General features: G+C 64.4%; 13 protein-coding genes. 5 read left to right on the top strand and 8 right to left on the bottom strand.

The window, feature by feature from the left end:
- Both priA and RMO57_RS21520 read left to right on the top strand, forming a co-directional pair.
- Positions 1 to 1,239, top strand: a 1,239-nt coding sequence (gene priA / locus RMO57_RS21525) for a primosomal protein N' (RefSeq protein WP_310390173.1), incomplete at its 5' end; no start/stop codon positions are given.
- 25 nt (positions 1,240 to 1,264) lie between these two features.
- Positions 1,265 to 1,726, top strand: coding sequence for a CopD family protein (locus RMO57_RS21520; RefSeq protein ID WP_310390171.1), 462 nt, complete (start codon positions 1,265 to 1,267; stop codon positions 1,724 to 1,726).
- 17 nt (positions 1,727 to 1,743) lie between these two features.
- On the opposite strand, the gene RMO57_RS21515 is transcribed toward RMO57_RS21520, so the two are convergent.
- Genes RMO57_RS21515 through RMO57_RS21505 form a run of 3 tightly spaced genes read right to left on the bottom strand, consistent with a single transcriptional unit; the run spans position 1,744 to position 6,856 of the window.
- Entirely contained in the window at positions 1,744 to 2,667 is a 924-nt protein-coding gene (locus RMO57_RS21515; RefSeq protein ID WP_310390169.1) for a pseudouridine-5'-phosphate glycosidase, read from the bottom strand.
- Entirely contained in the window at positions 2,664 to 3,752 is a 1,089-nt protein-coding gene (locus RMO57_RS21510; protein WP_310390167.1) for a carbohydrate kinase, read from the bottom strand. The genes RMO57_RS21515 and RMO57_RS21510 overlap by 4 nt, the downstream gene beginning before the upstream one ends.
- A 44-nt stretch (positions 3,753 to 3,796) precedes the next feature.
- Positions 3,797 to 6,856 carry an ATP-binding protein gene (locus tag RMO57_RS21505; RefSeq protein ID WP_310390165.1) on the bottom strand — a complete coding sequence of 1,020 codons (3,060 nt, stop codon included), beginning with the start codon at positions 6,854 to 6,856 and terminating at the stop codon, positions 3,797 to 3,799.
- 469 nt (positions 6,857 to 7,325) lie between these two features.
- Between RMO57_RS21505 and RMO57_RS21500 the strand changes: the two genes are divergently transcribed.
- The gene (locus RMO57_RS21500) at positions 7,326 to 8,627 is read left to right on the top strand and encodes a leucine-rich repeat-containing protein kinase family protein (RefSeq protein WP_310390163.1); all 1,302 of its coding nucleotides are present in this window, start codon (positions 7,326 to 7,328) and stop codon (positions 8,625 to 8,627) included.
- On the opposite strand, the gene RMO57_RS22065 is transcribed toward RMO57_RS21500, so the two are convergent.
- Positions 8,549 to 8,761 (bottom strand): LuxR C-terminal-related transcriptional regulator, encoded by a 213-nt coding sequence (locus tag RMO57_RS22065; RefSeq protein WP_414896473.1) that lies wholly within the window; start codon positions 8,759 to 8,761, stop codon positions 8,549 to 8,551. The two genes, RMO57_RS21500 and RMO57_RS22065, sit on opposite strands and share 79 nt — an antisense overlap.
- On the opposite strand from RMO57_RS22065, the gene RMO57_RS21495 reads away from it, so the two are divergent.
- Positions 8,709 to 8,993: a hypothetical protein gene (locus tag RMO57_RS21495; protein ID WP_310390162.1), complete on the top strand. Its 285-nt coding sequence runs from the start codon at positions 8,709 to 8,711 to the stop codon at positions 8,991 to 8,993. The genes RMO57_RS22065 and RMO57_RS21495 overlap by 53 nt on opposite strands.
- On the opposite strand, the gene RMO57_RS21490 is transcribed toward RMO57_RS21495, so the two are convergent.
- Positions 8,990 to 9,526: a hypothetical protein gene (locus RMO57_RS21490; RefSeq protein ID WP_310390160.1), complete on the bottom strand. Its 537-nt coding sequence runs from the start codon at positions 9,524 to 9,526 to the stop codon at positions 8,990 to 8,992. The two genes, RMO57_RS21495 and RMO57_RS21490, sit on opposite strands and share 4 nt — an antisense overlap.
- Before the next feature lie 85 nt (positions 9,527 to 9,611).
- The gene (locus RMO57_RS21485) at positions 9,612 to 10,406 is read right to left on the bottom strand and encodes a tRNA-uridine aminocarboxypropyltransferase (protein WP_310390158.1); all 795 of its coding nucleotides are present in this window, start codon (positions 10,404 to 10,406) and stop codon (positions 9,612 to 9,614) included.
- A 264-nt stretch (positions 10,407 to 10,670) separates the two neighbouring features.
- On the opposite strand from RMO57_RS21485, the gene RMO57_RS21480 reads away from it, so the two are divergent.
- A complete protein-coding gene (locus tag RMO57_RS21480) occupies positions 10,671 to 11,687 on the top strand; it encodes a cupin-like domain-containing protein (RefSeq protein ID WP_310390156.1) in 1,017 nt (338 codons plus the stop codon).
- 24 nt (positions 11,688 to 11,711) lie between these two features.
- On the opposite strand, the gene RMO57_RS21475 is transcribed toward RMO57_RS21480, so the two are convergent.
- Together RMO57_RS21475 and RMO57_RS21470 are read right to left on the bottom strand one after the other, a co-directional pair.
- Positions 11,712 to 11,942, bottom strand: coding sequence for a tryptophan 7-halogenase (locus tag RMO57_RS21475; RefSeq protein WP_310390155.1), 231 nt, complete (start codon positions 11,940 to 11,942; stop codon positions 11,712 to 11,714).
- Positions 11,943 to 12,070: 128 nt separating this feature from the next.
- The coding region (locus tag RMO57_RS21470; protein WP_310390153.1) for a TonB-dependent receptor domain-containing protein at positions 12,071 to 13,335 on the bottom strand (1,265 nt) is incomplete at its 5' end.

Raw genomic sequence — 13,335 nt, 5'->3', positions numbered from 1 at the left:
CAGCAGGACGGCGCCCGCTACTCGGCCCGCGATCTGGCGGTTTACCGCGCGCATCTGGAGAAGATCCCGGTCATCCTCGGCTCGGCCACGCCCTCGCTGGAAAGTTGGCAGCACGCCAATCAGGGGCGCTACAAACGCCTGGCCTTGCCCGAGCGCATTGGCGGCGGCGCGCTGCCGCGTGTGCGCTTGTTCGATATGCGCTTGATGCCGCTGAGCAAAGGCGTGACAACGGCGCTGACCCGCCCGCTCTTGGACGCCCTGCGCCTGCGGCTGGAGCGCGGTGAGCAAAGCCTGATTTTCTTGAACCGACGCGGTTATGCGCCGGTGCTGCATTGCAGCGAATGCAATTGGAAAAGCGACTGCCCGCATTGCAGCGCCTGGCGGGTCTTCCACAAGGGCGACCGCACGTTGCGCTGCCACCATTGCGGCTTCAGCGAGCGTGTGCCTAGCGCCTGCCCGACCTGCGGCAACCAGGACATTGCGCCCTTGGGCCGTGGCACCGAGCGGCTGGAGGAACAGTTGCGTGAGCAGTTGCCGGGCGCGCGGGTGCTGCGCATCGACGCCGACTCGACCAAGCTCAAGGGTGAGCTTCAGAAGCATATGGCCGCCGTTCATGCCGGCGAGGTCGACATCGTCGTCGGCACGCAAATGATCACCAAGGGCCACGACTTTCGCCGCATCACCTTGGTCGCGGCCGTCAACCCGGATGGCGCGCTGTTCAGTAGCGACTTCCGCGCCCCCGAGCGCCTGTTCGCGCTGCTGATGCAGGCGGGCGGGCGGGCCGGGCGCGACGCGGAACAAGCGGCGCGCAGCGAGATGTGGGTGCAGACCTGGCACCCTGAACATGCCCTGTACCAAGCCCTGGCCAAGCATGACTTCGAGGCCTTCGCCAAGAACCAGCTGACGGAGCGCGAGTCGGCCGGTCTGCCGCCGTTTGCGCATCTGGCGATGCTGCGGGCCGAGGCGCGCACGCCCGAGGTCGCGAAGAGCTTTCTCGATGCCGCCTCGTGCTGGGCGCAAGCCTTGCCGGAGGCTGCTGGGGTCTTGATCTACCCCTGCATCCCGATGAGCGTGGCCCGTATCGCTAACGTCGAGCGCATGCAGATGCTGGTCGAGGCCCCCAGCCGCAGCGCTTTGCAGCGTTTGCTGTGGCTGTGGAGTCCCGAACTGCATGCGCTCAAGCGCGAGCACAAAGGGCTGATGCGCTGGGCGGTGGATGTCGATCCCTTGGCGATTTAGCCCTTCAGCCTGCGACACTGTCGCCATGAACATCCTTCACGCCCTCTTGCTCTGCCTCCACCTGCTCGCCGCCGCCTTCTGGGTCGGCGGCATGGCCGCAATTGTGTTTGCCGTGCGGCCGGCCGCCATGCAAGTGCTGGAGGCGCCGCCACTGCGCCTGCAAATGCTAGCCGCGACGCTGGGGCGCTTCTTCAAGCTGGTTTTGATCGCCATCGTCGTTTTGCTGACGACCGGCCTGATGATGTTGGCGTTGCTGGGTGGGTCAGCGCATTGGAGCGTGCATCTGATGTTGGCATTAGGGCTGCTGATGATGGCGTTGTTCGCGCACATCCGCTGGGCACTTTTTCCGCAGCTGCAGCGAGCGCTGACCGAGCAGGCTTGGCCAAACGCCGGTGTGGCGCTGAACGCCATCCGGCGCTGGGTGAATCTCAATCTGGGCCTGGGTTGCCTGGTGTTTGTGATTGCCGTGCTGGGGCCTGCTTTGTAGGCAGCTGATCAGCAAACTCAGCGGCTTTGCTGCAATGCCACGGCCAGCCGCGCGCCGGCCTTGGCATTGTTTTTCACCAAGTCGATATTGGTTGCCAGGCTGCGACCCTCGGTCAAAGCCTTGATGCGCGCCAACAAGAAAGGCGTGACCGCTTTGCCGCTGATGCCTTGGCTCGCCGCTTCGAGCAAGGCCTGCGCGGTGATGCGCTCAATCGCCTCGCTCGGCATCGCCTGTTCGGGGGGCACCGGGTTGCTGATGACCACGCCACCGGCCAGCCCTAACGCCCATTTCCTGCGCAAAAAGGCGGCTTGCTCCTCGGCCGAGTCGATGCGGAAGTCGGCCTTGAAGCCGCTGTCCTGCGTGTAGAAAGCGGCGAAGTTGGCTTGGCCAATGCTTAGCACCGGCACGCCATGTGTCTCCAGATACTCCAAGGTCAAGCCGATGTCGAGGATGGACTTGGCACCGGCGCAAACCACCGCCACCGAGGTCCGCGCCAGCTCCTGCAGATCGGCCGAAATATCGAAGGAAGTTTCTGCGCCCCGGTGCACGCCGCCGATGCCGCCGGTGACGAAGACGCGGATGTCGGCCAAGGCCGCGCAAATCATCGTCGCGGCCACGGTGGTGGCACCGATCTTGCCGCTCGCCAGCACATAGGGGAGGTCGCGCCGACTGACCTTCATCGCCTCGGGCGATTGCCCCAGCAGCTCAAGCTCGGCGTCAGACAAGCCGATGCGGATCTTGCCGCCCAGCACCGCGATGGTGGCCGGGACGGCGCCGCCAGCGCGGATCAGCGCCTCGACCTCGCGCGCGGTCTGCACGTTCTGCGGGTAAGGCATGCCGTGCGAAATGATGGTGCTCTCCAACGCCACGATGGGCAGGCCGGCGGCGCGCGCGGCGGCCACTTCGGCGGAGAAGCTCAGGAATTCGGAGGCGTTTTTCATAGGTCTGGTAGCAGCGCGGGGCTGAGTTCGGGTGAGACGGTGTGCTCGGATTGCAGGGTCAGTCTGGCTAAGCTGATACCTAGCCGGCATGCGGCGGCCAAATCATCGGGCGCTTGGCTGAGCGCGGCGCAAACGCCGGCCGCAAAAGCGTCACCGGCACCGGTCACGTCCACCACCTTGACGCGTTTGGGCTTGAGCGACTTCAGCGCCTGGCCGGCTTTGCCGAACCAGAGCGCGTCGGCGCCCTGGGTGACGATCAGGCCTTGCAGGCCGCGCTCGCTCAGCAATAGATGGGCGCGCGCCAGGTCAGCAGCGTTGTTCAGCGCGATGCCGGCGCAGGCCGAGAGCTCATCGCGGTTCAGCATCAGCAGGTGCAGCCCGTGCAAATCAGCGGGTAGGCGGGCCATCTTGCTCGGCGACACCGCCACCGCGACGACGGCCGCGCTGCCCTCGACCTGCGCCTCGGCGAGCAGTTGCTGAATGCTGGCGGCAGGCAAATTGAGGTCGATCACCAGCAGGCCGGCCTGGGCGCGCTGGGCCGCGCATTGGTCAAGAAAGTCCGGCGTCAGGCGTTCACACAGGTCCATCTGCGCCAGGCCCAGGGCCAAGCTGCCGTCGGGGTTCAAGACCGCCGTGTAGCTGCCGGTCGGCGCGTCTGGCGCGATCAGGCTGGCGCTGCAGTCCAGGCCCGATTGTTTTGCTTGCTCAAGCAAGGAGCGCCCGGCCGCGTCGGCGCCGAAGGCACTCAGCAGATGCACCGGCAAGCCCAGCCGGGCCAGGTTCTCGGCCACATTGCGCGCCACACCGCCGGGGCTCTCGCTTGAAACTGCCGGATTCGAGTTGCCCATCTGCAAGGCGGCCAGGCTGCGCAGCTTGCGGTCAATATTGCTGCCGCCGATGCAGACAACGGGGCTGCGCTGCGGCAGCACATAGGCGCGGCCGACGATGCGCCGCTCACGCGTCAGTGCGGCGACATGGCCAGCCACCGCCGAGCGCGACAGCTTCAAGCGCTCGGCCAAGTCTTGCTGGCTGATGAAGGGATTGTGCTGAATCAGCGCCAGCAACTGTTCTTTCTTGGAGTCCATGCCGGCATCATAAGACAATTGTCTGGTCTTAAAGACATATGTCTTTAGGAGGGCCTGATGGTTGTTTCGGCATAGCGGTATTGCAAGGCCAGGAGCCGGCCCAGCACCTCAAACAGAACGTCCACTTCGAGCGGCTTCCTGACCATCTCATCGCAGCCGGCCGCCAAGATATCGCGGCGATCTTCTTCGAAGGCGCTGGCCGTCAAGGCGACGATCTTGACCCGCTCGCTGCCGGGCAGGGCGCGGATGCGTCGGGTCGCCTCGTAGCCGTCCATGACGGGCATGCGCATGTCCATCCAGATCAGATCGGGGCACCAGCTTTGATAAGCGGCCAGCGCCTCCTGGCCGTTGCTGGCCGTGCGCACCTCCAGGCCGGCGCTCTCCAACAGTTGGCGGGTCAGGTCGCGGTTGTCGGCCTTGTCATCGACCACCAGCAAGCGCGGGCTGGGCTGGCCGGCCAGTAGGCCCAAGACCTGTCCCTGGCCTTGGCGGGCGGCTCGGCCGAGCACGGCCGTGCTGGTGGGCAAGGGCAGGGTCAAGGTGAACGTGCTGCCTTGCCCGGGATCACTGTGAACCTCCAAGCGGCCGCCCATCAGCGCCGCATATTCCGCGCTGATCGCCAGGCCCAGGCCGGTGCCTTCGTTCTTCAGCACGCCGAGTTCGGTTTGATAAAAGGGCTGAAAGAGCTGAGCTTGGTCGGCCGAAGCGATGCCGGGGCCGCTGTCCGCTACTTCAAAGGCAATCTCGCCGTTGCGGCGGTGCACCCGCAGCGCAACGAAGCCGTGCTCGGTGTACTTGACCGCGTTGCCCAAGAGATTGATCAGCACTTGCTTCAGATGCGGGCCGTCGCCCGACACGGTGGCGGCCAGATCGGGCGCGCGCTCGACGCTGAAGCGCAGACCCTTGGCGGCGGCGCGCGCGCCGACCATTTCTGCCACGCCGGCGAGCAGCTGGTTCAGATCAAAGGGCTGCTTGTCACTGCTGCTGCGGCCGGCTTCGATGCGGGAAATCTCCAGCACGTCGTTGATCAGCGTTAGCAAATGCTCGCCGGAGCGGTTGATGGTGGCGAGCCGATCACGGCACTGATCCGGCAGACTGGTGTCGAACAACAGCAGTTGGGCGAAGCCGAGAATCGCGTTCAGCGGGGTTCTCAGCTCGTGGCTCATATTGGACAGGAACACGCTTTTGGCTCGGTTCGACGCCTCGGCCCGGTCTTTGGCGAGCGCCAAGGCCTCGGTGCGCAGCCGCACCAGTTCCTCCAGATCGTCACGGTAGCTGGCCAATTCGGCTTCGCGTTGGTGCAGCAAGGCCTCGTCGCGCTGCCGCTCCAGCTCGGCCGCAGCGGCACTGGCGACCAGACCCAGCAGCGCGCGGGTCTGCTCGGCCGCTTCAATCGGGCGGCTGTGCAGCACCGCGATAAGGCCGATCGGCTGGCCTGCTGCATCCCACAGCGGCATGCCCAGATAGCTCTCGGCCTTCATCTCCACCAGCAAGCCATCGTCAGGAAAGAGCTGCTGCACGCTTTGCTTGTAGACGCACAACTGCTTGCCGATGACGTTCTCGCAGGGTGTGCCGGCGAGTGAATATTGCAGGTTCGGCTGCACCCCGCCATGGGCGTAAAGGCCGACCGTCTCGGCCGTGCCCGGCGCGTCGGCGAGTTTGTCGATCAGCACATAGTCGACCCTGAGCAATTCACCGAGGCGTTGCGCCAGTGCCGGCAAAAACTCCAAGCCGCAGGCAACCCAGCCGCGTTGGGCGACAAACTGCAGCAGGTTCTCGACGCGCTTGGCCTCGCTGATGTCGCGAAAGCTCCAAACCCGGCCGGCCGGCTTGTCGTTCAGCAGCATCGGCAGCGCATGGCGCTCGAACACCCGGCCGTCCTTGAACGCCAAGATGTCGAGCGCCGTCATGGCCGGATCGCTGTTCAGAGCTCTCACCCGGCTGACAAAGGCCGGCGGGTCAGCGAGCTGGCTCGCCAATAGGTCGAGCCTGGCTGCGGGGCTGATCGCCATCAGCAGTTCGGGTGAAACCCGCCACAGGTCGGCATAGCGTTGATTGCAGTGCAGCACTCGGCCTTCGGGGTCGACCACCAAGATGCCTTCATTGCTGGCTTCCAAGGTGCTTTGCAAGGTCGCCAGCGTCGCTTGCTGGCGCCGCCAGCCCTGTTGCAATTGGCGTCCGGCGGCGGCCGTCAAGAGCGCAAAAAATGCCAACACCAGCAGGCCCAATCCGGCCTGCAGGCGCCACTCCGCCAGCTCGTCCGCACGGCTCAGGCCAAGCCCTATCCAATAGGGCCGAGTCTCCAATCGGCGCAGCGAATAAATGCGCTCGACCCCGTCCGTTGTTGGCATCACCACCAGGCTTGCTTCGCTCGCTGCGGCCGACATGCTGGCTATGAACGCTTGGTTGAGCAGGCGCTGACCCAGCAAACTCGGGTCGGAGGGCAGAGGATGGTGGGCCAAGAGTAGAAAACTTTGGTCCGAAACGAGGAAGGTACTGGCGCGCTCGCCGAGCTTGATGGCCGCGAACAGATCAACAAAACGCGCCAACTCGACGCTGACAAAGACCACGCCGGCGAAGCCACCGGCAGCGTCGCGATAGGCGCGCCCAAACACCATCACGGGCTTGCCGCTGCTGCGCCCGAGCACCGGTGCCGAGCCGACCATCAGCGCCGCGCCGGTCTGCGCGCGCAGCGCTTGGAAATAGTCACGGTCGGCGATTGTGATGGCGACGGCGCCGGCCGGATAGCCGCTGCCGGCCGCCACATTGCCGGCTGCATCGGCAAAGGCCACCCGGGCCACCCCCGGTACTTGTTGGGCCACGCGGATGAGCATCGCGTTGACCTCGGCCAGCGTGCGGCGGCCAGTTTGCAAGCCTTCCAAATCAGCGAGCGTGAAACTCAGCAGCGCGTCGATCTGGTCCAGCATGCCGGAGACGCTGCGCTCCAGCGCCCGGGAGGTGTTGGCAGCGCGCTGCTCGGCGTGGTGCAGATGCTGCTGATGGCTGACCCACAGGGTGGCCGCCAGCGCCAAGGCAAACAGCAGGTTGGCGAGCCAAAGCATTTTGGCAAGGCCGTGGCGCGGGTCGAAGAATCCGGACTTCATGCGGCGGCTCCTGGAGTTGCGCAGCCCCATCGTAGCGTCCTGGGCTTGAAAAAAAGAACAGCGTGCGGATCAAGGTGCGATCGACGCGGCCCTCAACTTCATGCCCACCGCTTGGGTTGCCGTTACCGCAGCACCAGGCATTCTGCAGCTTGTCAATAGTGCCAAGTAACTCGTTAGGCAGGCGCATTTGGTGTTCTGGGCAAAACCCTGCTACGCGTGTTGGCGCCGGTGTTGTTGAAGGAGACCGAGCCGCAGGCTGCTGGTCAGGCTGGCCGTGCCTTGGCGCAGCGGCATGCGGGCAAATGGGCAGCAGCCTCGCATATCGAAGAGGGCTGCAGTGCGCAGAGCCTGCACTCCAGGGGCCGGCACACGGCTTGTCGCCGCTTATCCGTCTAGGTAGCAGACTATCCCAAGGGACAGTGCTAGCTGACCCAAAGGATGGGCGTGGCTTGCCGCGACAATCTACGCCATGCACACCCTTGCCCAATTGCGCTCCGGCGAACTCGCCGGCATCAGCCGGCTCGACCTGTCTTGCGGCCTGACCGAGCTGCCGCCCGAAGTCTTCGCCTTGGCCGACAGCCTGGAGGTACTCAATCTGTCCGGCAATGCGCTCAGCAGCCTGCCCGCCGATTTGCCGCGCCTGCACAAGCTCAAGGTGCTGTTCTGCGCGGACAACCGTTTCACCCGTGTGCCCGAGGTGGTCGGCGCTTGTGCGGCCTTGAGTCTGGTCGGCTTCAAGTCCAATCAGTTGACCGAGCTGCCCGCAGCGGCCTTGCCGGCCAAGCTGCGCTGGTTGGTGCTGACCGACAACCAGCTGACCGAGTTGCCGGTTGAACTGGGCCGACGGCCGCATTTGCAAAAGCTGGCGCTGGCCGGCAACCGCTTGAGCCAACTGCCGGACTCGATGGCGCAATGCCGGGCCTTGGGTTTGCTGCGCATGTCGGCCAATCGGTTCGAGCAGATTCCGCCCTGGCTGCTGGAGCTGCCCAAGCTGGCTTGGCTGGCGGTCGGCGGCAACCCATGGAATGCGGCGCGCGAGGCGCGGGTGCTGAAGCAGGCGCATTTGCCCGATCTTGGCTGGGCGGCTTTGCAAATGGGCGAGCTATTGGGGCAGGGTGCGTCGGGTGTGATCCACGCGGCGCATTGGCCGGCCGGCCCGCTCGGGCGGCGTGAATTGGCCGTCAAGGTTTTCAAAGGTGAGGTCACCAGCGATGGTTGGCCGCACAGCGAGTGGGCGGCCAGTTTGGAGGCGGGAGCGCACCCGCAGCTGATCTCGGCCAGCGCGCGCCTAACAGGCCATCCGCAGGGTGCCGAGGGTTTGCTGATGCCGCGCATTGGGTCCGAGTTCAGCACGCTCGCCGGCCCGCCCAGCCTGAGCAGCTGCACCCGCGACGTCTACCCGGACTCGACGCAGTTCAGTGCTGAGGTCTTGCAAGGCATGGCGCGCGGCGTGGTCGATGCCGCCCGTCATTTGCATGCACGGGGCATCTCGCATGGCGACCTCTATGCCCACAACTTGCTTTGGAACGGCCAGGGCGAGGCCTGGTTGGGTGACTTTGGGGCGGCCAGCCTGTTGCCGGATGAGCTTGGTCGGCCGCAGCGGCAGGCGTTCGAACGGCTCGAAGTCCTGGCCTTCGGCCATCTGCTGGAAGAGTGGCTGAGTCGTTGCCCGGATGCCGCGCCCGCGCTGCATCAGCTGCAAGCCGCTTGCGTGAACCCTGAGCCGGCAGCGCGGCCGCTGTTTGCGGAATTGGCACCCCGCCTTAACTGACCCCACCGCGCTCGCGCGCGATGACCACGGCATGCGTGCGGTTGCGCATCCAGCTTGTGGTTGACGTTGCGCAGGTGAAACTTGACCGTCGGCTCGGAGATTTGCAGGCTGTTGGCGATTTGCTTGTTCGGCATGCCGGCCGCCAGGCATTACAGGATTTGCAGCTCGCGCGGCGACAAGTTGCAGTCGCTGCGTGCGGTCGTCGGCGCGAAATTTTTCCAACAAGGCCATCAGCTGCGGGCCTTCTTCAAGATGGCTGGCGCGCAGACCCAACTCAGCCTTGCTCAAAAGCAGGTCGCTGAGCAGGCGCAACGCCTCAACCTCACGGCTGAGACGTTGCAAGGCCTGCGCCTGCAACAGGCCTAACTTGAGTTGACGTCGGCGCCGGCGGTCAGCGCATGCTCGATCGCACCGTCGGGGTCGCCCGCCTGCAAGAACCAGTCGGCCGCACGCTGGTGCAGGCCTGCCAGCCAATCGGGATAGTCATCGCGCAGCTTGCGCTGCAAAAGCCCGGCGAACAGCGGGTGGTGGCGCAACTCGGCGCCAGCCGCGTTGCAGATGCCGGGGCCGAGTTGTTTGATGAAGCTGGTGCACAGCAAAAAGGTCTTGATCTCCTCGGACTGATCCCAGCCCACCTCTTCGTACAAGCAGCGTCCTGTGTTGGCGGTCTGTTCGCAGAAGTTTCCGATCAAGCCGGGCTTGTCGCGCCCCCCCTTGAGCGCATCGAGCTGTAGATGATGGCGCTGGTTCAGGAACAGCTCGGCCTGCTGGAAGTCAAAACTCAACTCCGCCATGCCGATCAGCAAGAGCCGGCGCTGCGCCTTGAACTTGTACAGGCGCAGCAAAGGCGCGCATCCACCAAATTTGGTGCGGGCGCGCCCGCCAGGCTTTTGCCGCATAGGCGCTCGTGCAGGCACAGCATGGTGGTGGTCTTGCCGAACCCGGCCAGCGCAATCGCCCGCCGAGCCGATTTTTGGGGTGCGGCTAAGGCGTGAATGCCTGGAAACTGTCTACTTTTGCGGCGGGAATGGTGGACTTGCCGGCTTGTCCGGTCAGCTCACTCAAGCGTTGATGCGCGGCGCTGTCCCAGGCGATCGGCGACTGGTTCTTGGCCTGCAGATAGTGGTGGGTGAAGACGTCCAGATAGGCCTCCAGCGTTTGCGCCGCCAACTCCTCGCCGGCCAGACTCAGGCACAGCGAGGCCACCTCGCTGGTGCAGAAATGGTCATCGCGGCGCGAGCGCCGCAGCTTGTATTGCGAGATCTGCGCCAACTCCAAGCTGAGCACCGGCAGGTGGTCCAGGTAGGGGCTTTTGCGGAACATCTTGCGGGCCTCGCTCCAGGTCCCGTCCAGCAGGATGAAGAGCGGGCGTTTGGCCGCTGCGCCCTCGGCGGCTGCGGGCAACTGCAGGCTGCGCACGACCCGTTCGGGCGCCACAAACTCGCCCGGAAACACGATGAAGCCCTGCCACTGCGGGTCCTTCAGTAGCGTCAGCAAGGCGGGGTCGGTTTCGGTACGGGCCCAGCCGAAGGCAAAGGTGTCGGCCACCATATCGGCAATCAACCAGCCCGTGTTGCTGGGTTTGAGCGCTTCGATATCGGCCATCAAGAGGCAGAACCCCGGCTTGGTGGCGACCGCCGGGCGCAGCGCACACATGCAGTGGCTGACCGCCAAGCGGCAGCCTTCGCAGCGTTCGCGCTTGAAGCCGCCGCGGGCCAGAAAGGGCTTGCTGCTGCGCGCCAAACGGGCGCTGCGTAACTGGGAAACGGCATGAGGCATGGGCAATGAGCAGCAGTCGCGAGCGACGCAAACAGATGAAAGCGGCGCTAGTGTCGCATCGCCGTTTGGCGACGCGATACGGGAGGATTTTTCGCGGGTCTAGCCACGCTAGGATGGCGGCTTTGACGGGTTGACGCTGACGCTGGCGGTCTGGGCACTTGAACCGCCCGCACAACTGGCAGGCGCAGGAACTGTTTCAGGAGACGGCTCCTGGGCCCAGGCAGAGTAGATTTTCCAATTGTTCATCAAGGTATAGCCTGAATCATGAAGCCGATGCTAGAGCGCGATGGCGTGACACGCGAGATATTCGAGCGAGAGATTGCGCCCGTCTACCAGCCGGTGGTGATGCGCGGCTTGGTCAAGCACTGGCCGCTGGTGGCGCAGGGGCGTGCGGGTCTGCAATCCTGCTTGCACTACCTGATGAGCTTTGACAAAGGCGCAGCCGTTGACGCCGTGCTTGCCAAACCCGGGCCATCGCGCGCGTTCACTTACGGGCCGGCATTGGATGGGTTCAATTTCATACACGACAAGCGCCCCTATGCGGCCTTGTTCGAGCAGCTTTGGCGCTACAGCCACTTTGCCGAGCCACCACTTCTTGCCGCACAGAGCGCCTTGGTGCAGGATGCCATGCCCGGCCTTGAGCAGGCCAACGCATGCCCGCTGCTGAGCGGCGATGTGCTGCCGCGCATCTGGATCGGCAACCGGGCCACGGTGCCTGCTCACTTCGATGATTCCCACAACATTGCCTGCGTGGCCGCGGGGCAGCGCCGGTTCACGCTGCTGCCGCCGCAATGTGCGTCGCTGCTCTACTTGGGCCCCCCGGATTACGCACCGACGCCTGCGCCGATGTCCGTCGTGCCCGATCTGCTGAGGGCTGACCCGCAGCGCTTTCCCTTGCTGGCCGAGGCACTGGAACACGCCGTGGTGGCTGAACTTGGCCCGGGCGACGCGCTCTATATCCCGCCCTTGTGGTTCCATCAGGTCGAGGCGCTGGCGCCGCATCTGAATATTCTGATGAACTACTGGTGGCGGCCCGAGCCCGCGCCGCAGCGCCAGGACGACCTGCACATTGCCGCCATGCGCTTGGCCATGCTTGCATTTCGCCACCTGCCGGACCCTGAGCGCGAGGGCTGGCGTGCGCTACTTGGGCACTATGTGTTTGGGGCGCGGGATGAGGCGCTTGCGCACATTCCTGAAGGTCAGCGCCACATGCTTGGCGATGTGGACGCGGCCTTTGATGCGGCGATTCGCCAAGATATCGTTGACCGGATGAAGCCCTGAATTCAGCGTGGCGAACTTGCGGGCCTATTTGCTCGTTGACGGCGCGCCGTCGATCGCGGCGCAATGCGCCAAGGTGAGTGAAGCCACCTTCAAGCGCCCACCGTAGGCCGTGCTTGCCAGCATCAGCGCCGTCATCCAGCCGGCCGTGCCGCCGCCCACCACACAAATATGCCGAACCGGCGGCAGCGCGTCCGTGGCATCGCCTAGCGGGCGCGCGGCAAGGTGTTGATTGAAGACGGTGGCGGTGTCGGTCATGGGGCAGTTCGCAAGGTAAAAAGGGGAACGTGCTGCACACGCTCCCCTTTGATTTTCTATCTGCCTGGCATCAGCCCGGCCGCTCCTAAGGAGTCCGGACCTTCGTCAGGCACGCGGTCCTTCCGGACTCAATACTTGATGCGTGCGGTCAGATAGTACTGGCGACCGTTGGTGTAGATGGCGCGTGGCTGATCATCGGTGGCGTAGTACTTCAGCTTTGGATTGTTCAGGTTCTGTCCGTCGAGGCTGATGGCAAAGTTGCCGCTGATCTTGTAGCCCAAAGAAGCCGAAACCACGCCGCTGGCCTTCTGGAAGTAGTCGGTGCCGCGGTCGGTGCCAATGAAGATGTCATTGGCCCAGCCGTAGTTCAAACGCGCAGAGAACTTGTCGTCTTCGTAGAAGCCGCCCAGGTTGAGCGCATTCTTGACATTGCCGCGCAGCACGTGGCCGTCTTCGTCATGACCGTCCGAGAGGGTGTAGTTCGCGCTGACGCCAAAGTTGCCGGCGATAGGCGTTTCGCCCGCAAATTCCAGGCCCGTGACCGAAGCCTTCTTATTGGTCAGACCGGTGATGATGAATTGACGTTCCACCAATTTCTGGTCGCCGCCGGCAACGGTATTGCCGAGCAGGACCGGGAAGGTGGAGGTGAAGGTGCCATTGGTGATGTAGCTGCTCATCTCCATGTGGAAGGCGGCCACCGACACCAGAGCGCGAGGCGCGAAGTACCACTCGACGATGCCGTCGAAGTTGGTCGAGCGAATCGGCTTCAAGTCGGCGTTGCCTGCCGACCCGCTGCCCACGGCGATATTGTCCAGGTACATGCCGGTCGTGTTCAGCGATGTGAAGGCAGACAAGGCCGTGTAGTCAGCGCGGGTCCTCGTGCGGCTCAAAGCCAGACGGGCGACCACGTTCTTCGTCACATCCATGCGCACGCTGGCGCTGGGCAGCAGGTCGGTGTAGGTCTTTTCGCTGCTGGTCTCGGTGAAATTGCCGAACAAGGACGCCACGTCCGGCTTCTCGCCCGGTTGACTGGGTCGGAACGAGCCCGAAGTCTGCTTGGTGCGAACCACGCGCAAACCGACGTTACCGGTCCAGTGATCACCTTCCAAGCCACCTTGCAGATAGGCTGCGGACGTGCTTTCCTTCACGCTGTATTCGCCACCGTCATTCGGGGAGCGGCGGGCAACGGGATCGCGGTTGGTGAACCTGGCGTTGTAGGCCGCCAGCGCATCAGCCGGGATGAAGCCGACATTGGTTGGGAAACCGCTACCCAGCCCGCTGCCAAAGTTGCCCGGATAGGACGAGCTGAGGGCGGGGACGTTGGTGTAGGGGGAGTTGGCAGGATCGTCCTTGCCATTCGCGTCGGCACAGGCACTGGGCTGACTCCAGGTAA

It is taken from the genome of Roseateles sp. (assembly GCF_031397715.1).
GTDB lineage: Bacteria > Pseudomonadota > Gammaproteobacteria > Burkholderiales > Burkholderiaceae_C > Paucibacter_A.
The sequence above is the reverse complement of the archived record's forward strand: the minus strand, read 5'-3'. Positions and strand labels throughout refer to the sequence as shown.